The organism is Streptomyces sp. NPDC090032 (genome assembly GCF_044748025.1).
Taxonomy (GTDB): Bacteria; Actinomycetota; Actinomycetes; order Streptomycetales; family Streptomycetaceae; genus Streptomyces.
Genome location: NZ_JBIVFF010000009.1, coordinates 160,677 through 180,030, shown reverse-complemented (window position 1 = coordinate 180,030; position 19,354 = coordinate 160,677). Strand labels below are relative to the sequence as shown.

The window sequence follows — 19,354 nt, the reverse complement described above, 5'->3', positions numbered from 1 at the left end:
GGGGCGGGACCCCGCGCGTGGTGGGATCAGCTCCCGCAGTGGAAGCGGGCGTTGCCCCAGTCGGCGTGGTCGTTGCCCGGGCCGTCGCCGCCGTCGCCGGTGATCAGGTCGACGTACTTGGCGCCGGTCACGTCGGCGGTCAGGGACCAGGCGTCGTCGGCGGCCTTGAGCACCGGTGACTGGACCTTCTTGGTGCCGTCCGCCTCGACGGAGAACTGCACGCTGCCGCGCGTCCCCTGCGAGTCGTCCTGGCCCACCTCGGCGGTGAACGAGGTGCACCGGCCGCCCAGGTAGTAGCGGATCTTCCCGGGGGACGCGGTGCCGAGGCCCTTGGTGTAGACGGTGCCGTTGACGGTCAGCGGCTTGCCGTCGCCGGTGCCGGTCTCGCCGTTCTCCAGGTCCTTCTCGGCGGGACCCCAGCCGTTGTCCATGGCCGTCCAGTCCAGGTCACTGGCGTACGTGTCCGTGGTGGGCGGCGGCGGGAGCGTGCGCACGGTGGCGCCCGCGGTCAGCGTCCGCACACTGTCCCCGACGCTGTACGTGGCCTTCGAACTCAGCTGGTACGGCTGGTACTTGGCGTCGACCGGCGGGGTGACCTGCCAGGTGGCCGTCGCCTTGGCGCCGGGCGCGACCGGGTCGAGCGCGACCGGGCCCGCGGGCTCCGCCGTCCAGCCCTCGGGCAGGCCGAGCGAGAGGGACGCGCCCTTGACCTCGCTCGCCTCGTAGTTGGTGAAGGTGGCCTCGACCTTGTTCTTCTGGCCGGGCTCCAGCGTCTCGTCCGACTTCAGGGCGAGGGTGCCGCAGGCCGCCTTCTCCTTCGCGGGGCCGAGGTCGGTGACGGTGAAGTCGTCGAGCACGAAGTCGGCGCCGTCCGGGGCCCCTTCGAGCTTGCGCAGGCCGGTCCAGGCGTCGCCGCAGCCCGCCGTGACGGTGCCCTCGTAGTGGCCCGTGGTGCGCTGCTGCCCGATCGGGGTGCTCGCGGTCTCGACCTGGTCGGGGGTGCCGTCGGCGGCGATCCGGTCGTAGCCGCTCACCCACTGGTAGGCACCCGCGTGGCTGGACTGGTAGTCGAACGCGACCTTGTAGGCGTGGCCGTCCGCCATCGGGACGTCGGCCGGGGACGTGCGGTAGACGACGCCGGTGTTCTCCTCGTGGGACTTCAGGGACTCGCCGCCGCCGATGACGTCGTCGATGAGCTTCCCGTTCCAGCCGGCCTGGGTGTACGGGGCGTTCTTCTGCGCGATGTGCGTGCGCGGGTCCGTGACGCCGCCCGCGTCACCCTTGTCGAAGGGGCCCCAGCCCTGGTCGACGTTCTCGAAGTCCTCGTGCACTACGGTGCCGGGCTTCGTCGACGGGGCATTGCTCACGAGGCGCACGTCGTCGATGCGGACCTGCGCGGGCGAGCCCTTCGCGGCCTCGATCCGCAGGGTGGTGCGGCCGTTCGCGGGGGCCGTGAAGTTGACCTTCACGCGCTGCATGTAGGTGCCGCCCCAGTCGTTCGAGGAGATGCCGTTCTGCAGCGTGGAGCGCTCGACCGCGACGGACCTGCCGCCCGCACCGAGCGTCGTACGGCGGGACTTCCCGGGCTCGACCTCGACCCAGGCGGAGGCGGTGTAGCGCTTGCCCGCGTCCAGTCCGCTCACGCGCTGCTCGATCGCGGCGGTACCGGAGCCGCTCAGTGCGGCGCTGTTGCGGCCGTGGTCGTCGGTGTCGCGCCCGACCGTGCCGTCCTTGCCCCAGGCGGCGAGGCGGGCGTCGTTGAAGCCGGGGTCCTTGAGGTGCGTGCCCTCACCCCAGGCCGGGTCGACCGCGCGAGGCGTCTTGTCCGCGGGGTAGAGCACGTACGGCTGCTTCGCGTCGGCCTTCAGCGTGACCTGGCCACCGGAGGCACGCACGGTGCCGGCCTTCACGCGGCCGTTGTCGGTGAGCTTGTAGACGGTGTACGAAGATCCGGGCACCGCCCAGCTCGTCGTGCCGCCGTCCTTGTTGTAGTGGTACAGCTTCTTGCCGCCGTCCCACGGGAGCAGGTAGGCGCCCCCGTCGAGGACCTTCCTGCCGTGGTCGTAGAAGGTGCGGCGGCCGTCCTCGACGGTGCCGCGGAGCCCGCCGGTGAAGGTGATGTCGTTGCCGTTCCAGCGGGTGATCCGCTGGTGCTGGAGGAACTTGGCGGGCAGGTCGCGCTGCCAGACGTTGTCGTAGAAGGCGTTCCAGTCGTTCTCGCCGGTCCAGCCCTCGAACTCGTCGATGGCGCTCTGGCCGAGGACGGGGTCGCTGTTCCAGACGTCCTTCTCGCCGTTGCGGATGAAGCGGATGATCTTCGAGTTGAGGCCCTTGTCGGTCTTGGGCCCGTAGTCGAGGTCGTTGGCCCAGTGCGACCACAGGGACTCGCGCTCGAACTTGTCGGCCCACTCGGAGGCCAGGTTCCAGCCCTGCGCGCGGACGGCCTCGGCGGTCTTCTCGGCGATCCAGCCGTGCGTGTAGTACACGTCGAGGTAGATCGTCGTGAGGTTCGGGTCGGTCTCCTCGCGCAGCTGCTTGAACCGGGAGGCGAGGTCTCCGCTGTTGATGTCGCGGCGCTGGTCGATGTAGTAGCTCTGGTCGAGCCAGTTCCAGCCCGGGGCCTTGGGGTCGACGAGGTCGCCGGTGAAGTGCTTGGCGACGGGGTACGCCTCGGTGGCGTTCACGTGCACGCCGAAGCTGGTGCCGAACTTCTTGCCGCCCTTGAGCAGCTTGTTGAGGTCCGTCAGGCCGCCCGCGCGCTTGTTGATGTTGCCGCCGTAGTCGGGGTGCGCGGAGTCGTGCCCCTCGGACGCGTAGCCCTTGAGCAGCGCGAACTGGCCGAGGTTGTCGGTCGCGAGCGAGATCCGCTTGACGTCGTCGAGCGTGCGCAGGAAGGGGTGCGTGGCCTGGCTCGCGAAGTTGAAGGGGATGTGCGTGATGACTCGGTCGGGGGTGCCGTCGCTGCCCTTCGCCCTGACGCCGATGTCATGGAAGGCGACGGCGCCGTCCTGCCAGTCGACCGTGCCGTCGCCGTTGGCGTCCGGGGTGACGACGACCTTGGCCCACGGCAGATCCTTGTCGGGGGCGGGGGCCCCTTCGCCGCGGTAGGTCCACTGGCCCGACCAGACGCCGACGCGCGTGGAGCCGTCGGCCGACTTGCGCGCCTGGTGCCAGAAGCGGGCGTGGTCCCCGCCGGTGTTGCCGCTCGGCTTGTCGTACGTGGAGTTGGACTCGACGGCGGCGGCGAGAGAGCCGGTGTTGACGATGGCGTACGAGGCGCCGACGGGTGAGGCGTCCGCCGGGGTGTCTCCCGTGATCTTGCCGAAGACGTCTGCGGTCCGCGTCGAGTCGTTGTCCAGCGTCGTGAACGCGGTCTCTGCGCCGCCGTCCGAACTGCCCACGGAGACGAGGTCGTGCCCGGGTATGTCGATCGTGCCGACCCGGAAGGCCGCGGTGTCCCGCACGGCCGCCACCTTGAAGGTCGTCGCGCGCCCGCTGACGCTCAGCGAGGCGTCGATCTCGACGCCCGCAAGATCCGGGAAGGTCAGCGTGTACGAGGCCTTGGAGCCGGTGAGGACCGGCGCGCCCTTCACGGCGACCGGGTAGGCCTTGCCGTTCAGGGTGACCTTGTCCACCGGGCTCGTACTCCCCAGGAGTTCGGCCCCCGAGGCGCGGTCGGTGTACGTCAGGACGCGCGGGAAGTCGTCGGCGACGGTGACGGACAGCTGCGCGGACCCGATGACGGCCTGCGCCGCGGCGGGCACGGGGTCGGCGGCGGCCGGCGATACGGGGCTCGCGAGGGCGAACACGGCGGACGATGCGGCGACGACGGCGACTGCGCAGGCGGCGCGAGATCTTCGTGACATAGGGGACTGGGTATCGGCGCGGGCGCGGCCGGGTCAACGGACCCGGCGCTTCCGGGCGGCGGCAGTCCAACAACGCCGCCCGGAAGTCCAAGTCGGCGCGTGCGGGCGCCGGTTGGGTCAGCAGCCGCCGCAGTTGTAGTAGAGGACGTCCCAGTGGTTGCCCTCGTCGGCGTAGATGTTGCCGGAGCCCGACTGGTACTGCGGGGCTCCGTCGCCGCGCAGACCGATGTAGGTGAACGTGTTCTTGATGTAGTTCGTGACGCAGGTGTTCTTGCCGTAGTCGAGCTTGTAGCCGTTCCAGTGCGAGTAGGTGCCGCTCGCGTGGCCGGTCTCGGTTCCGCCGGTGATGTTCAGGGCGCAGCCGGTGGCGCGCTTGAGGGTCTGGGCGCCCTGGGCGGTGGCGAGGTTGAGCTGGTCGAAGGACGTACAGGTGGAGTTGTTGCGGTCGGAGCAGCCGCCGGAGGACGACCAGGTGATGCCGACCTGGCTGAACATCGAGGTGGCGGTGGCGTGGGTGATCTTGGTGGCGGCCTGGGCGTCGGTGGCGGAGCTGAACACACCGAAGCCGGGGGCGAAGAGGGCGCCGAGTACGAGCGCGAGGGCGCTCACGACCGAGCGGATTCTCATGGGGAGGAAGTCCTTCCTGCTGGTGACCGTGCTGGCTGTGAGACGGCTGTGCAGGTGGAGCAAGGAGATAGTGCCCGAGTTCTACGCGCGTCCGCCAGAGCGCGTCAGGTGACGACGCGGTGTAATCGAGAAGACACGAGTTGTTTGATGTTGAAAGTTGAACAGAACGGCGCTACAGTCACTCTCGTTGAACGTTAAACATTCAACCGACTCCCCCGCCACGCCCCGTCCCCAAGGAGCAGTCATGGGTCTCTTCGGCCGCAAGAACGACGACGCCGCCCCCGCAGCCACCGGCACCGCCGGCCCCGATCTCGCCGTGCTGACCGGCGACTACACCGTCGACCCCGCGCACACCTCGATCGGTTTCGTGGCCCGCCACGCGATGGTCACCAACGTCAAGGGCTCCTTCACCCAGTCGTCGGGCACCCTGCACCTGGACGGCGCGGACCCGTCGAAGTCGACCGCGTCGATCGACGTCACGATGGCCAGCATCGACACCGGCTCCGCCGACCGTGACACGCACCTCAAGAGCGCCGACTTCTTCAAGACGGACGAGTTCCCGACGATGACGTTCCGCTCCACCTCCGCCGAGTCCCTGGGCGGCGACGACTACCGGATGACCGGCGACCTGACGATCCTCGACACCACCAAGCCCCTCACGATCGACCTCGAGTTCAACGGTGCCGCCACGGACCCGTTCGGCAACGAGCGCGTCGGCTTCGAGGGCAAGGCCACGATCCTGCGCTCCGACTGGGGCCTGACCTGGAACGCGGCCCTGGAGACCGGCGGCGTCCTCGTCTCGGACAAGATCAAGCTGACCTTCGACATCTCGGCGATCAAGAACGCCGCCTGACGCCACGCCAGGGGGCGGGCCCCCTCACGGCTCCCCGCGCCACGAGCACGCCCGCCCTTCCCGTCCCCCCGCGGACGAAGGGCGGGCTCTCGTCGTCACGTGGATGTGACGTGGACCACAGTCATGCCCCGTGATGTCACACTCCGGCCCGTCTCTCCCGTCCAAGTGGTGAGCACCCATGCGGTGAGCGCCCAGGGGAGGAGCCGGCCAGATGTCCGAGAGGACCGCGGAAGGCAGCACGGGGACGGCGCGCGAGCGAGGACCGGCATCAGGCGGTGAGCGCCTCGCGGACTGGGCGGACGGCCGCCTGGGCCTGCACACCCTGTCCAGGAAGTACCTGCGCAAGGTCTTCCCGGACCACTGGTCGTTCCTGCTCGGCGAGATCTGCCTCTACACGTTCGTGATCCTGGTCCTGACCGGGGTCTATCTCACCCTGTTCTTCCACCCGTCGATGAACGAGGTGGAGTACCACGGCAGTTACGTCCCCCTGAACGGGATCCGGATGTCCGAGGCATACGCCTCCACGCTCGACATCAGCTTCGACGTGCGCGGCGGACTCCTGATCCGGCAGATCCACCACTGGGCGGCGCTGATCTTCGTCGCCGCGATGCTCATCCACATGATGCGGCACTTCTTCACCGGCTCGTTCCGCAAACCGCGCGAGCTGAACTGGGTGTTCGGCTGGACGCTGCTCGTACTCGGCCTGTTCGAGGGCCTGTTGGGGTACTCGCTGCCGGACGACCTGCTGTCCGGCACGGGCATGCGCTTCCTCGACGGGGCGATCCTGTCCGTGCCCGTCGTCGGGACGTATCTGTCGATGTTCCTCTTCGGCGGGGAGTTCCCCGGGCACGACATCGTGGGGCGGTTCTACTCGGTGCACGTGCTGCTGTTCCCCGGCATCATGGCGGCGCTCGTGGTGACCCATCTGATCCTGGTCGTCTACCACAAGCACACGCAGTTCCCGGGCGCCGGAAAGACCGAGCGCAACGTCGTGGGGGCGCCGTTCTTCCCCGTCTACCTCGCCAAGGCGGGCGGCTTCTTCTTCCTGGTGTTCGGCGTCGTCGCGTTCATCGCGGCCGTCGCGTCCATCAACCCCGTCTGGAACTACGGGCCTTACCGCGTCGACCAGGTGTCCACGGGAGCGCAGCCCGACTGGTACCTGGGGTTCGCGGAAGGGCTGCTGCGCGTCATGCCGGGCTGGGAGATCACGCTGTGGGGGCACACGCTGGCCCTCGGCGTACTCGTCCCGCTCGTCGTCTTCCCCGCGGTGCTGGTCGTGATCGGCGCGTACCCCTTCGTCGAGGCCTGGGTCACGGGCGACCGGCGCGAACACCATCTCCTGGACCGGCCGCGCAACCGGCCGGTGCGCACCGGGCTCGGGGTGGCCTGGCTGACGTTCTTCCTGGTGGCCCTGATGGGCGGCGGCAACGACATCTGGGCCACGCGCTTCCATATGTCGCTGAACGCGGTCACCTGGTTCGTGCGCGTCGCACTCGTCGTGGGCCCGGTGATCACCTTCGCCGTCACCCGGCGGATCTGCCTCGGGCTCCAGCTCCGCGACCGCGAACTGGCGTTGCACGGAAGGGAGTCCGGCCGCATCAAGCGCCTTCCGCACGGCGAGTACGTCGAGATCCACGAGCCGCTCTCCCAGGCCGAGCTGCACACCCTGACCGCGCACGAGCAGCCCCCGGCCCTGGAGCACCGGCCGGAGACCGACGTGAACGGCGTGCGGCGGCGCATACCCCGTTCAGAGCGGCTCCGGGTGCGCCTCTCGCACGCCCTCTACGGCGAGGGCGCGCGCGTGCCGAAGCCGACCGCGCAGGAGTACGAGGAGGCCTGGCGCGAGCACCCGTGAGACACGACGGGGCGGGGATCAGAGGCACTTGCCGGTGGGGGGAACAGGTCGGGCCGGATCGGCCCGACCGACCCACCGTTCGCTCGGCGCCGCGGCACGGTGTGCAGCATGCCGTCGGCGATGACGGCCGGCCGCCGTGGCGTCAGGCGGGTTGCGCGGCGGGCATTGCCGGAGCGGTCACGGCCTTGCGTGTCTCGCGCATGATCAGCAGGCCGTTGACCACCATCAGTGTCGCGGTCAGGCAGTGGACGCCGAGCGCGGTGGCCACGGAGCCGTGGTGGGCCAGCACGGTGGTCATGTCGCCGTACGCGGCGAGGGCCTCCACCAGCAGCGCCCAGCCCAGCGCCCGGCGGTGGCCAGTCACCAGCAGGACGCCCAGGACCAGGGCCAGGACGACGTCGCGGATTCCCTTGACGATCAGGAAGCCGCCGCCGTCGCCGGACGGCCGGCTCGGCAGGCCGAAGCCCGGTGCCGTCGTCTCCGGGCTCAGGATGAACTCCGTCCCGAACCACAGGATGAAGAGGATGAAGGCGGCGGCCAGGACGGTGTTGATCTTCTTCAGTGACATTCTTCTTCTCCCTGCGAGTCTTCGTCAGTTCAGTCGGTGAGCCCGCGGGCTCAGGTGAGAGCGGTGACCAGCAGTGCGAAGGCGGCGATGATGACGGCGACGCGGACGTAGTGGTAGCGGTTCCAGCGGTTCATCTGCTCCTTCCAGTCGGCGGGCCGGTTGTCAGGGGTCCACGTCTTGTTCCGGTTGTTGATCGGGACGAGCAGCAGGATCGACATGACCACGCTGAGGAGCAGGAGCGCGCCGGCGGTGACGACGAGGCCGGTGCCGGGGTGGTGCCGTCCGGCGATGCCCCAGACCGCGACGAGGACGAGCGAGCCGATGTACCAGACCGGCATCACGGCGCCGAGCATCCGGCCCCCGTGGGCGTTGCCGAGTTGACGGCTGTCCTCGGGGAGCGCGTTGAGGATCGGGTTCATGACGAAGGCGACGGAGAACTCCACCCCCACCATCACGCCGACGACCACGGTGGTGACGATCTCAAGTGCGTTGAGCATGACGACCCCTCTGGTTTCTAGCGTTGCTAGGTGATGAAGCAACGCTAATACTACTGCCGCTTGATTGTCTAGCGGTGCTAGGATCGAATCATGTCGGTACAGGAACGCAAGGAACGCGAACGGGCGAGCCGGGAGCGCCTCATCGTGGCGACGGCTCGCGAACTCGCCGAGCAGCAGGGCTGGGACGCGGTCACCACGCGCCGGCTCGCCGAGCGCATCGAATACAGCCAGCCCGTCCTCTACAGCCACTTCCGCGGCAAACGGGAGATCATCGGCGCCGTCGCCCTGGAGGGTGCCGCCGAGCTGGCCGTGGCGGTGCACGCCGCGACCGCCGCCGCGGACGGCCCGCGCGAGCGGGTGTACGCCCTCGCCCGCGCCTACCTCGACTTCGCCGCGCACAACCCGGCGGTCTACGACGCCATCTTCCAGCTCGACGGCGGTCTCCCCTACGCACAGGAGGACACCCCGCAACCTCTCAAGGACGCCTTCGCCGCGCTGCTGGAGAGCCTCGGCGAGGTCGCCGGGGACGGCGTCGAGCCGGGGCTGTTCACCGAGACGTTCTGGGCGTCCCTGCACGGGGTCGCCACCCTGACCCGGTCGGGACGGCTGCCGCCGCAGGACACCGAGGCGAGGGTGGAACTGCTGGTGGACCGCCTCCCCATGGTCTGACGGACCGTCCCGGCGGGCACGCGACCGAGGTCCTCGGGCCCCGCTGTCCGCGGGCGGTTGCGCTTCGGGTCGCTCGCGCCCGCACGGCGCGAGCGATCAGGCCGTCCGGACCGAGCGCCGGGCCCGCGCGCTCATGCCCCGCACCCCAGGCCCCCGCTCAGAAGCCTCCGCCGAAGTCGCCGCCGCCTCCGCCGAAGTCGCCGCCGCCTCCGAAGTCCCCGCCTCCCCCGAAGTCCCCGAAGTCGTTCGAATTGAAGTCCGCCCCCGAGTAGTCCCCGCCGTCGTACCCGGCCCCGGCGCCGAAGTCGCCGTATCCGGAGCCGTAGTCGGCCGCGTAGGCGGGGCTCGCCATCATCGAGCCGAGCACCGTGCCGAGGAGGAGTCCGGGCAGGATGCCGCCGCCGAAGTAGCCGCCCGCCCAGGGGCCGTAGGCCGGGCCCGCGTCGTAGTAGGGGCGGCGCTCGCCATAACCCGTGTCGACCGTGCGGACCATGGGGTCGACGCCGTCCTTGAGCCGCGTCGCGTCGGCCGCGCAGACCGGGACCTCGCGCTCGGCGCCGGACGGGGGCGCCCACAGCGCGTCCGTCACGGAGGGACCGTGCCGCGGGTCGAAGAAGCAGGGCACCCGGCGCTCGGGCAGCGGCCGGCCCTCGCGGCGCGCCGCCAGCATGGCCAGCGAGAACCGCCCGTCGTCCAGGGCCTCGGTCACCCCGCGCACCTCCTCGGGCCGCTGGGCCGCACCCATGAACTGTTTCGCCTTCTCGTACGAGTCGAGCGCCCGCTCGTAGTCGGCGCGCATCGCGTCGTCGGCGCCGGGCTCGGCGGGGTGGAAGTCGAGCCGGTCCAGTTCCTCGCCGAACGCCGTGATGTCCTCGTCGACGACCACGCGCAGCTTCTCCAGGGCTGCCCGCTGCTCGTCCTCGCGCTGCCGGCGCCGCCTGCGGGACACGGCGTACGCGGCGCCGCCGCCCGCGACGACGACCGCGCCGATGCCGATCAGGGCGCCGACCGGGGCGCCGCTGTCACCGCCGCCGCCCGCACCCCACGTGGCGGGCGCGGAGCCGCCCGCGTTGCGGACAGCCGTGTCGACGAAGTCGTTGAGCTGCGTGGTGACGTTCTCGCCCTGGACGCTGGTCGTCAGATTTCTGACCGCGTCCTGGGACATGACCCGGCTGTCGGCCCTGGCGTCGAACTTCTGGCCGAGGCGGATCGCGTAGACGCCGGTGATGCCGGTCTTGGTGCGCAGGTCGGTGAAGAGGTCCTGCGTGGGGAAGTTCGCGGGCAGCACCGCCACCATGACGGGCTTGTCCGCGTCCTTGATCTTCTTGGTGAGGGCGTCGGCGTCCCCGGCGGACAACTGCGCGGAGGCGGCCGGGTCGACGTAGACGGGGTCCTTCTTCAGGGCGTCGGCCACGGTCGAGACGTCGGAGGCGGCCGCCTGGGCCCCCGGTGTCACCGCCGTCATGGCCCCCAGGGCGAGGAGTGAACCGGACAGGACGGATATCAGGCGCGATGCCCGACGGATGGGCCTCATACCTCGACGCTAACTCAGGAGGGGCCCCTATGCCGTACGTACCGCGGAGAGGGGCCCACCGGCGTCGCGGCGGGCCCCTCTCCGCGCGCTGTCACGTGGCGCGGTACGCCTCGGTCAGCTTCGCGACCGCGTCCGCGTAACGCCCGGACAGGAGCAGATGGTCCGCGTCGGCGAAAGGCTTGGCCACGGCCGGCGTGATGTCCTGCCCCACCTTCTGCTGGACGAGCAGCCGCGCCTTGCCCACCACCGCGCGGCCCGCCTCGGCCGACCCTGCCTTCTGCGCGGCGGCGGCCGCGAGGGATAGGGCCTTCAGCGTGAGCGTGCCGCCGCCCGGCGGGGTGCGCAGCGTCGTCAGGCCCCAGCCGAAGGGGAACTGCGGGTCGTACGCCGTGTCCCCGACGTTGATCGGCAGCTGGGCCTGCGACTTCGGCCAGGTCACGGGGAGCTGCCCGGTGAAGGGCTTGGCCCCGTACAGGACGTCGGCGACACCGTCGCCCTCCGTGCCGGGCAGCCAGGACGCGACGAGCGCGTCGATGTCGCCGAGCCGGTCGCCGATGAGCTGCGGGCGCCCGGAGACGATGAGCACGGCGCACTTCATGGCGCCGCACACCTTGTCCACGGCGGCCCGGTCGGCGGCCGTGAGCTCCAGGTCGTTGCCGTTGCCGACGTCGCCGATGCCTTCCGCGTACGGGGTCTCGCCGACCACGACGACGCCCACGTCATAGCCGTCCGTGGGCGCGGAGGCGTCCTTGGAGTAGGAGATGGTGGCGCCGGGCACGGCCTTCTTCATGCCCTCCAGGACGGTCGTCCCGTCGGTGATCTTCCCGGACGAGCCCTGCCAGGTGACGGTCCAGCCGCCGGTCTGGTTGCCGATGTCGTCGGCGTTGGACCCGGCGACGTACACCTTCTGGCTCTTCTTGAGGGGGAGCACGCCGCCCGCGTTCTTCAGGAGGACCTGGGACTCGGCGGCGGCGGTGCGGGCCACGGAGCGGTGTCCGGCCGAGCCGATGGCTGCGGCGCCGCTCGTGTCGGCATACGGCTTCTCGAAGAGGCCCAGCTTGAACTTCTGGGTCAGGATCCGCGAGACCGCGTCGTCGATCCGCTGCTCGCCGATCCGGCCGGCCTTCACCTCGTCGATCAGGGTCGTCCGGAAGTCCTTGTACGCGGACGGGACCATGATCATGTCGAGGCCGGCGTTGACCGATGTGCGGACGTCGGACGCGTAGTCGCCGGGGAGCTGGTCGATGGCCTGCCAGTCGCTGATGACGAAGCCGTCGAAGCTCATGCGGTCCTTCAGGACGCCGTTGATCATGGCGCCGTCGGCGTGCATCTTCACCGGGCCCTCGTCGTCGCCGATGATGTCGAGCGACGAGTACGACGGCATGACCGTGCCGATCCCGCGGTCCACGGCCTCCTGGAACGGCGCGAGGTGCACCGCTTCCAGCTCCTGCCGCGTGACCTTCGTGACGCCCTGGTCGATGGTGTACGAGCCGGTGGTCGACGAGCCGTACTCGGTGCCGCCGTCGCCGACGAAGTGCTTGGCGGTGGCGAGGACCTTGTCGTTCCTGTCCAGATCCTTGCCGCTGCGTGCTCCCTGGAGCCCCTGGACGACCGTCTCCATCTGCTTCACGAGGGCGGGGTCCTCGCCGAAGGACTCGTACGACCTGCCCCAGCGTTCGTCACGGGAGACGCACAGGCAGGGCGCGAAGTCCCAGGGGATGCCGGTGGCGCGGACCTCGGCGGCCGTGACCGCGCCCGCCTTCTCGGCCGTCCCCGGGTCGCGGGTCGCGCCGATGCCGATGTTGTGCGGCAGGACCGTGGCACCGACGAGGTTGTTGTGGCCGTGCACCGCGTCCACGCCGTAGATCAGCGGGATCTGGAACCGCGTCGCCTGTGCCCGGAGCTGGAAGCCGTCGATCATCTTCGCCCAGGCCGCGGCGGTGTTCGGCGTCGGTGTCGAGCCGCCGCCGGAGAGCAGCGAGCCGAGGTCGTACGCGGCGATGTCGCCGCCCGTGCCGACCGCGTTGCGCTCGGCCTGCGTCATCTGGCCGGCCTTCTCGTCCAGGGACATCCGGGACAGCAGATCCGCGACGCGCCGCTTCACGGGGAGCCTGGTGTCGAGGTAGGGCAGGCCGTGGGCGTCGATCACCACCTGCGGGGTCTCGGCGGGCGCCTTCGCGCCGGTGACCGTCAGCTTCAGGGGGATCGTCTCGGCGGACTCGGCCGCCTTGTCCTTGAGGGTCGGTACGGACACGGTGTGCGCGGCGCCGGACGCGGTACCGGCCGGGAAGGTGAACTCTCCCTTGACCGGCGTGTAGTCCGTGCCCGCACCGGCGCTGCCGCCCGCGCTCTCGTACGCGACCGTGACCGGCTCGCCGAGCGGGACGGAGCCGGTGGTGGCGACGGAGATCGGCACGCGGGCCGTGCCGCCCTCCTTCACCGGGTAGACGGCGGCACCCGTCAGGACCTTCGTGGTCAGGGCGGGGTCGGCCTTGCCGTACAGCTCCACGCCGTCCATGGCGAAGGTGCCGGGTGTGCCGGTGGGCAGCGTGAGCGCGTAGCCCCACATCTCGGTCAGGCCGAGGTTCTGGTCGATGCCGCCGACGGGCTGGTAGTCGGTGCGGTACGCGAAGTCGGTGAAGGGGATCTCGACCTGGTGCCAGCCGGTCCACTCGTCGGTGAAGGAGGTCGTCCACAGCTCGGACGCCTCGCCGTTCGAACCGCCGTCCTTGATCTCGAAGTTGACCTTCTTGCCGGTGTTCTTCCCGTCCCACCAGAAGCGGATGCCCTTGTGCGCGGACCAGTCGTGGCCCGGCTCGTTCGCGGCGAAGTCGTGGGTGAAGCCGCCGTAGCCGCTGATGTCGTACGTCCCGGAGAGGACCTTGTCGCCCTCGGGGGCGTCGTCGCGTGCCGCGAGCTCCAGCCTGGGCGGGTCGTCGCTGTCGCCGCCCCACGTGAAGATGCCCTCCGCGGGCTGGGACGCGAAGGGGACCTCGCCCTCGAAGCGGTCGACGGGCACCGGCGGCGGTTCCTCGGCGCCGGTCGCCGCGCCCGCCGAGGCGAGCGGGAGCAGCCCCGTGAGCAGGGCTGCGGAGACGAGCAGGGCGGTTCTTCGCATGGACTTCCCTTCGGCCGGTTCGGGTACGCGCCGCAACCTCTGGGGTGACGGGAGTCCCTGGTGAAGCTCATGACTTAGCTCACGCCGTGAGTTAACTGGCGCCCCGTGAACCCGTCAAGACTTCACGTCAGAACCGGTGCACAGCCAATTCCCCCCGGGTTACTGGGCAGTTGAGCATTCATTTTCTGAACGCGCGCCCCCTTGACTCCCGTTCGCAGCCGTCATTTACTCACGCCTCGCACGCCCCATCTCCTCACCCCCACAGAAGGGCGGCGCACCATGAGAACCCCCACACGGCTCCGTTCGGGTCCGCGCCGGGCGGCCCGGCTGCTCGCCGCGGGACTGCTCACGACCGCGGGCCTGACCGGGCTCGTGGCTTCCCCCGCGCAGGCCGCGGGCGAGCCGGTCACGGCCTGGCTGACCACCACGGACGACGCCGGCGGACGCCATGTCGTCCGCGGCCTCGAACAGCAGGCCCCGTTCTCGTTCCAGGCGGGCACGGGCGGCGATGGCGAGAACATCACCGTCGACGACAGCACCCGCTACCAGACCTTCACCGGCGGCGGCGCCTCCTTCACGGACACCGCGGCCTGGCTGATGAACAGCAGCGGAGCCCTGTCGGCGACCACGCGCGACGCCACGATGCGCAAGCTGTTCTCCCCCACCGACGGCATCGGCCTGTCGTTCCTGCGCAACCCGATGGGCGGCTCCGACCTGGCACGTTTCGGCTACACGTTCGACGACGTGCCCGCCGGGCAGACCGATCCCGACCTCTCCGAGTTCTCCGTCGCCCACGACCTCGCGGACGTCCTGCCCCTCACGAAGCAGGCCCGTCAGCTCAACCCGGACGTCACCGTGATGGCCTCCCCGTGGACCGCACCCGCCTGGATGAAGGACAGCGGACAGCTCAACGGCGGCTGGCTGAAAGCGGAGGACTACGGCACCTACGCCTCGTACTTCGTGAAGTACCTCCAGGCGTACCGGGACCAGGGCGTCCCGGTCGACTACGTCAGCGCGCAGAACGAACCGACGTGCTGCGGGGGCTACCCCTCGATGAGCTGGAACGCCTCGGGGCTCGCCTATTTCACCAAGAGCGAGCTGCTGCCGAAGCTGGCGGCCGCCGGCCTGGACACCAAGGTCCTCGCGCACGACTGGAACTGGGACACGTACGACGGCTACGCGGCGCAGACCGTGGACGACGCGGCGGTGCGTTCGCACCCGAACTTCGGCGGGATCGCGTGGCACGGCTACGGCGGCGACGTCGGCAAGCAGAGCAGCATCCACGACCGCTACCCGCAGCTCGACGCCTTCGGGACCGAGCACTCGGGCGGCACGTGGATCGCCGACCAGCAGCGCGAGGACATGCTCAACATCGTGGACTACACCCGCAACTGGGCGAAGTCGGTGACCAAGTGGTCGCTCGCCGTGGACCAGAACATGGGCCCGCACAACGGCGGCTGCGGCACCTGCACGGGGCTCGTGACCGTGCACAACGGTGACGGGCGCAGCGGACAGGTCGACTACACCGTCGAGTACTACACGATGGGCCATCTGACGAAGTTCGTCCGGCCCGGCGCCCAGCGCGTCGCGTCGACCGGCAGCTCGGCCGTGCCGAACGTGGCCTGGCGCAACCCGGACGGCTCGAAGGCGCTCATCGCGTACAACGGCGGCACGTCCGCGAAGACCGTGACCGTCAACTGGGGCGGACAGCACGCCACTTACTCGCTGCCCGCGAAGACGTCGGCGACGTTCACCTGGCAGTAGAGACAGCAGAGGCAGTAGAAGACAGCGGAAAGCCGGAGGGGCCTGGCCGCGGCCCCTCCGGCGTCCGTACATGTGCCGCCTACTCGACCGGCTCGACCCCGGCCCGCAGCAGACCGTACGTGTAGGCGTCCTCAAGGGCGCCCCACGACGCTGCGATGACGTTCTCGGCGACGCCGACGGTGGACCACTCGCCCGTGCCGTCGCTGGTGGAGATCAGCACGCGGGTCGTGGAGGACGTGCCGTGCTTGCCCTCCAGGATGCGGACCTTGTAGTCGACGAGCTCCAGCTTGGCGAGCTGCGGGTAGATCCGCTCCAGGCCGACGCGCAGGGCGCGGTCGAGGGCGTTGACCGGGCCGTTGCCCTCCGCCGTGGCGACGATGCGCTCGCCCTTGGCCCACAGCTTCACGGTCGCCTCGTTGGCGTGGCTGCCGTCGGGGCGGTCCTCGACGATGGCGCGCCACGACTCGACGCGGAAGTAGCGGCGGGCGCGGCCCTCGGCCTCCTCGCGCAGGAGGAGTTCGAAGGAGGCGTCGGCCGCCTCGTACGTGTAGCCCTGGAGCTCGCGTTCCTTGACGCGGGCGACGACGCGGGCGACGAGCTCGCGGTCGTCGGAGATGTCGACGCCGAGCTCCTTGCCCTTGAGCTCGATGGACGCGCGCCCGGCCATGTCGGAGACGAGCATGCGGATGCGGTTGCCGACGAGGTCCGGGTCGATGTGCTGGTAGAGGTCCGGGTCGACCTTGATCGCCGAGGCGTGCAGGCCCGCCTTGTGGGCGAACGCCGAAACTCCCACGTACGGCTGATGCGTGGAGGGCGTGAGGTTGACGACCTCGGCGATGGCGTGCGAGATCCGGGTCATCTCGCGCAGGGCGCCCTCGGGGAGGACCTTCTTGCCGTACTTGAGCTCCAGGGCGGCGACGACCGGGAAGAGGTTGGAGTTGCCGACGCGCTCGCCGTAGCCGTTCGCCGTGCACTGCACGTGGGTCGCGCCCGCGTCCACGGCGGCGAGGGTGTTGGCGACGGCGCAGCCGGTGTCGTCCTGGGCGTGGATGCCGAGCCGGGCCCCCGTGTCGGCGAGGACCGTGGCGGTGATCGCCTGGACCTGCGCGGGCAGCATGCCGCCGTTGGTGTCGCACAGGACGACGACGTCGGCGCCCGCCTCGTGCGCGGCCGTGACGACGGCCTTGGCGTACGTGGGGTTGGCCCGGTAGCCGTCGAAGAAGTGCTCGCAGTCGACGAAGACGCGGCGGCCCTGCTCGCGCAGGTAGGAGACGGTGTCGCGGACCATCTCCAGGTTCTCCTCGAGCGTGGTGCGCAGAGCCAGTTCGACATGGCGGTCGTGCGACTTGGCGACCAGCGTGACGACCGGGGCGCCGGACTCGACGAGCGCCCTGACCTGCGGGTCCTCGGAGGCCTTGGCGCCGGCGCGGCGGGTGGCGCCGAACGCGACGAGCTCCGCGTGCTGGAAGTCGATCTCCTGCTGGGCGCGGGCGAAGAACTCGGTGTCGCGGGGGTTGGCACCGGGCCAGCCGCCCTCGATGAATCCCACGCCGAAGTCGTCCAGGTGCCGGGCGATGGTCAGCTTGTCCGCGACGGTCAGATTGATGCCCTCACGCTGCGCGCCGTCGCGCAGCGTGGTGTCGAAGACGTGGAAGTCGTCGTCGACGCGGGAAGAGCGGGGATTGTCGTCGGTTGCGTCCGTCATGCTGATCTGGCTCCTGTATCGGATCTCGGTCTACCGGAATGACCGGCTCCACCGTCCCCCTATGATCCCTCGCGCTCCGGTCCTGGCTTGTGGTGGGCCAGGAAACCAAAAAAACCCCTCGCGGGTGCGAGAGGTCTGCGCGCGGGTCGAGACGACGATGTCCGCCCGTACGTGTTCGTACGTGGCGGTCACTGCGGACCGGCGCGCCTGCTGCCAATAATCATGGCGAACGAGAGCACGTCGGCAGTCTGCCACAGCCCGGGCGTGGCCCGGACCGTGGTCTCACGATGTGAGCTCAGACCGCTTCGGCCGCGGGCTGCCTGGTCTCGGGCGCGGCGGCCGCGACCCGGTTCAGGTCGATGTCCTTCGTCTCGCGCATCGCCAGGTAGACGATCAGCGACACGGCGGCACACCCGGCGACGTACCAGTAGAAGCCCGACTCCACGCCCGCGTCCTTGAACCACAGGGCCACGTACTCCGCGGTGCCGCCGAAGAGCGCGTTGGCGATGGCGTACGGGAGGGCGACGCCGAGGGCGCGGATGCCGGTCGGGAACAGCTCGGCCTTCACGCACGCGTTGATCGACGTGTAGCCGGTGACGACGACGAGGGCGAGCAGGGCGAGGCCGAGCGCCGGCCAGAAGGAGCCCGCGTGCTTGAGCATCGTCATGATCGGCACGGTCAGGAAGGTGGAGCCGACCGCGAAGGTGATCAGGAGCGGGCGGCGGCCGATCCGGTCGGAGAGCTTGCCGGCGAGCGGCTGGATGCAGGCGAAGACGATCAGGGCGCAGAACGAGACGAGCGTCGCGGTCTGCTTGCTGAGGCCGGCGGAGTTGGAGAGGTACTTGGTGAGGTACGTCGTGTACGTGTAGTACGCGACGGTGCCGCCCATCGTCAGGGCCATCACGAGGAACGCCTCGCGCTTGTGCGCCCACAGCGCCGTCAGGGTGCCCTTGCTGTCGGCGCCCGCGTCGTCGGCGGACTCCTCGTAGACGTCGGTCTCCAGCATGTTGCGCCGCAGATAGAAGATGATCGCGGCGCCGAGCGCGCCGACGATGAACGGGATGCGCCAGCCCCAGCTGTGCAGCGCGTCGTCGGACAGGGTGCGCTGGAGGACGATCTGAAGGCCGAGACCCACGATCTGACCGGCGGTCATGGAGACGTACTGGAAGCTGGACGCGAAGCCGCGGCGGCTCGGGTCGGACGCCTCGGTGAGGTAGGTGGCGCTGGCCGCGTACTCGCCGCCGACCGAGAGGCCCTGCAGGAGGCGGGCGACGAGCAGGACGACGGCGCCGCCGTACCCGGCGACCGCGTAGGTGGGCGCGACCGCGATGAGGACGGCGGACGCCGACATCAGCGTGACGGTCAGGGTGAGCGCCGCCTTACGGCCCTTGCGGTCCCCCACCCTGCCCAGCAGCCAGCCGCCCACGGGCCGCATGAAGAAGCCGACGGCGAAGATGCCGGCCGTGTTCATGAGCTGTGCCGTGGGGTTCCCGTCGGGGAAGAAGGCTCCCGCGAAGTATGTGGCGAAGCTCGCGTACACGAACCAGTCGAACCACTCGACCATGTTCCCGGCCGACCCGACCAGGATCTTCTTCCATTGCTCTCGTCCCATGGGCGGCCACGGTGCCGGAATGCTTCGCTCCATGACAAGGGTGTACCGCGCAACGATCACGCGTACTTGTGTTCATTGTGTTCATGGAACGTCGGCGGACGCGGCGCGCACGAAGGGCTACGCGGGGTTCTTGACCAGTGCCTCGTCCAGGAACTCCCGTACGTGGGACAGGATTTGGGCCCGGTCCGTGCCGCGCAGGCCGATCGCGACATGGATGGAGAAGCCGTCGAGCAGCGCCCGCAGCCGGGACGCGAACCGGTCGGGGTCGAGCGGCGGGAGCTCGCCGCGCGAGATGCCCTCGGCGAGCAGTGCGACGAGGTCGCGGTGCCAGGCCAGCTCGATCGCGGCCTGCCGCTCGCGCGCGTCGCCGTCGGCCTCGGCGTTCTGCGAGCGGTTCCAGACCTCCAGCCACAGCGTCCAGTGCGGGTCGCCCTGAGCGTCGGGGACGTACAGGTCGACGTACGCGTCGAGACGCTCGCGGACCGTGCCGCCGCCGGACAGGAGCCGCGCCCGCTCCGCGCCGAGGCGGCCCTCGCTCCACTCCAGGGTCCGCAGGAGCAGCTCGTCCTTCGAACCGAAGTAGTAGAGGAGGTGGCCGCTGCTCATGCCGACCTCGCGGCCGAGCGCGGCCATGGTCAGCTTCTCCAGGCCGCGCTCGGCGATCATCTCCATGGCTGCGGCGAGGA

12 protein-coding genes and 1 pseudogene are annotated in these 19,354 nt (G+C 70.1%); 4 read left to right on the top strand and 9 right to left on the bottom strand.

Translation table 11 applies throughout. The features are described from left to right. Positions 1 to 26: 26 nt before the first annotated feature. Together ACIPWY_RS23560 and ACIPWY_RS23555 are read right to left on the bottom strand one after the other, a co-directional pair. Positions 27 to 3,866, bottom strand: coding sequence for an endo-alpha-N-acetylgalactosaminidase family protein (locus ACIPWY_RS23560; protein WP_393704231.1), 3,840 nt, complete (start codon positions 3,864 to 3,866; stop codon positions 27 to 29). A gap of 117 nt (positions 3,867 to 3,983) precedes the next feature. Continuing rightward, positions 3,984 to 4,493: a hypothetical protein gene (locus ACIPWY_RS23555; RefSeq protein WP_329433917.1), complete on the bottom strand. Its 510-nt coding sequence runs from the start codon at positions 4,491 to 4,493 to the stop codon at positions 3,984 to 3,986. Between the two features lie 244 nt (positions 4,494 to 4,737). Between ACIPWY_RS23555 and ACIPWY_RS23550 the strand changes: the two genes are divergently transcribed. Further along, positions 4,738 to 5,346 (top strand): YceI family protein, encoded by a 609-nt coding sequence (locus ACIPWY_RS23550; protein WP_362904737.1) that lies wholly within the window; start codon positions 4,738 to 4,740, stop codon positions 5,344 to 5,346. Positions 5,347 to 5,557: 211 nt separating this feature from the next. After that, entirely contained in the window at positions 5,558 to 7,201 is a 1,644-nt protein-coding gene (locus ACIPWY_RS23545; protein WP_393704229.1) for a cytochrome bc complex cytochrome b subunit, read from the top strand. A gap of 142 nt (positions 7,202 to 7,343) precedes the next feature. On the opposite strand, the gene ACIPWY_RS23540 is transcribed toward ACIPWY_RS23545, so the two are convergent. Both ACIPWY_RS23540 and ACIPWY_RS23535 read right to left on the bottom strand, forming a co-directional pair. Beyond that, a complete protein-coding gene (locus ACIPWY_RS23540; RefSeq protein ID WP_362904733.1) occupies positions 7,344 to 7,769 on the bottom strand; it encodes a DUF4267 domain-containing protein in 426 nt (141 codons plus the stop codon). Between the two features lie 50 nt (positions 7,770 to 7,819). Continuing rightward, positions 7,820 to 8,266, bottom strand: coding sequence for a DUF1772 domain-containing protein (locus ACIPWY_RS23535; protein WP_362904731.1), 447 nt, complete (start codon positions 8,264 to 8,266; stop codon positions 7,820 to 7,822). 90 nt (positions 8,267 to 8,356) lie between these two features. Between ACIPWY_RS23535 and ACIPWY_RS23530 the strand changes: the two genes are divergently transcribed. Then, positions 8,357 to 8,935, top strand: a complete 579-nt coding sequence (locus ACIPWY_RS23530) for a TetR/AcrR family transcriptional regulator (protein WP_393704226.1) — start codon at positions 8,357 to 8,359, stop codon at positions 8,933 to 8,935. A 157-nt stretch (positions 8,936 to 9,092) separates the two neighbouring features. Here ACIPWY_RS23530 and ACIPWY_RS23525 read toward each other — a convergent pair whose 3' ends face one another. Then, a complete protein-coding gene (locus ACIPWY_RS23525; protein ID WP_362904727.1) occupies positions 9,093 to 10,469 on the bottom strand; it encodes a hypothetical protein in 1,377 nt (458 codons plus the stop codon). Between the two features lie 91 nt (positions 10,470 to 10,560). Next, positions 10,561 to 13,587, bottom strand: a complete 3,027-nt coding sequence (locus ACIPWY_RS23520; protein WP_393704224.1) for a glycoside hydrolase family 3 N-terminal domain-containing protein — start codon at positions 13,585 to 13,587, stop codon at positions 10,561 to 10,563. A 279-nt stretch (positions 13,588 to 13,866) separates the two neighbouring features. Here ACIPWY_RS23520 and ACIPWY_RS23515 point away from each other — a divergent pair. Next, positions 13,867 to 15,345, top strand: a pseudogene (locus tag ACIPWY_RS23515) (glycoside hydrolase family 30 beta sandwich domain-containing protein); the annotation flags it as partial. An 85-nt stretch (positions 15,346 to 15,430) separates the two neighbouring features. On the opposite strand, the gene cimA reads toward ACIPWY_RS23515, so the two are convergent. From cimA to ACIPWY_RS23500, 3 genes are all read right to left on the bottom strand, one after another. After that, entirely contained in the window at positions 15,431 to 17,056 is a 1,626-nt protein-coding gene (gene cimA / locus ACIPWY_RS23510) for a citramalate synthase (RefSeq protein WP_362904723.1), read from the bottom strand. A gap of 295 nt (positions 17,057 to 17,351) precedes the next feature. Continuing rightward, a complete protein-coding gene (locus ACIPWY_RS23505) occupies positions 17,352 to 18,668 on the bottom strand; it encodes an MFS transporter (RefSeq protein ID WP_401534798.1) in 1,317 nt (438 codons plus the stop codon). A 117-nt stretch (positions 18,669 to 18,785) separates the two neighbouring features. Then, positions 18,786 to 19,340, bottom strand: a complete 555-nt coding sequence (locus tag ACIPWY_RS23500; protein ID WP_401534968.1) for a TetR/AcrR family transcriptional regulator — start codon at positions 19,338 to 19,340, stop codon at positions 18,786 to 18,788. Between the last annotated feature and the right edge of the window lie 14 nt (positions 19,341 to 19,354).

What these genes read in the sequence shown, in the direction of transcription:
- ACIPWY_RS23560 (WP_393704231.1), bottom strand. Translation starts at nt 3,866, where the DNA reads ATGTCACGAAGATCTCGCGCCGCCTGCGCAGTCGCCGTCGTCGCCGCA.
- ACIPWY_RS23555 (WP_329433917.1), bottom strand. Translation starts at nt 4,493, where the DNA reads ATGAGAATCCGCTCGGTCGTGAGCGCCCTCGCGCTCGTACTCGGCGCC.
- ACIPWY_RS23550 (WP_362904737.1), top strand. Translation starts at nt 4,738, where the DNA reads ATGGGTCTCTTCGGCCGCAAGAACGACGACGCCGCCCCCGCAGCCACC.
- ACIPWY_RS23545 (WP_393704229.1), top strand. Translation starts at nt 5,558, where the DNA reads ATGTCCGAGAGGACCGCGGAAGGCAGCACGGGGACGGCGCGCGAGCGA.
- ACIPWY_RS23540 (WP_362904733.1), bottom strand. Translation starts at nt 7,769, where the DNA reads ATGTCACTGAAGAAGATCAACACCGTCCTGGCCGCCGCCTTCATCCTC.
- ACIPWY_RS23535 (WP_362904731.1), bottom strand. Translation starts at nt 8,266, where the DNA reads ATGCTCAACGCACTTGAGATCGTCACCACCGTGGTCGTCGGCGTGATG.
- ACIPWY_RS23530 (WP_393704226.1), top strand. Translation starts at nt 8,357, where the DNA reads ATGTCGGTACAGGAACGCAAGGAACGCGAACGGGCGAGCCGGGAGCGC.
- ACIPWY_RS23525 (WP_362904727.1), bottom strand. Translation starts at nt 10,469, where the DNA reads ATGAGGCCCATCCGTCGGGCATCGCGCCTGATATCCGTCCTGTCCGGT.
- ACIPWY_RS23520 (WP_393704224.1), bottom strand. Translation starts at nt 13,587, where the DNA reads ATGCGAAGAACCGCCCTGCTCGTCTCCGCAGCCCTGCTCACGGGGCTG.
- cimA (WP_362904723.1), bottom strand. Translation starts at nt 17,056, where the DNA reads ATGACGGACGCAACCGACGACAATCCCCGCTCTTCCCGCGTCGACGAC.
- ACIPWY_RS23505 (WP_401534798.1), bottom strand. Translation starts at nt 18,668, where the DNA reads ATGGGACGAGAGCAATGGAAGAAGATCCTGGTCGGGTCGGCCGGGAAC.
- ACIPWY_RS23500 (WP_401534968.1), bottom strand. Translation starts at nt 19,340, where the DNA reads ATGGAGATGATCGCCGAGCGCGGCCTGGAGAAGCTGACCATGGCCGCG.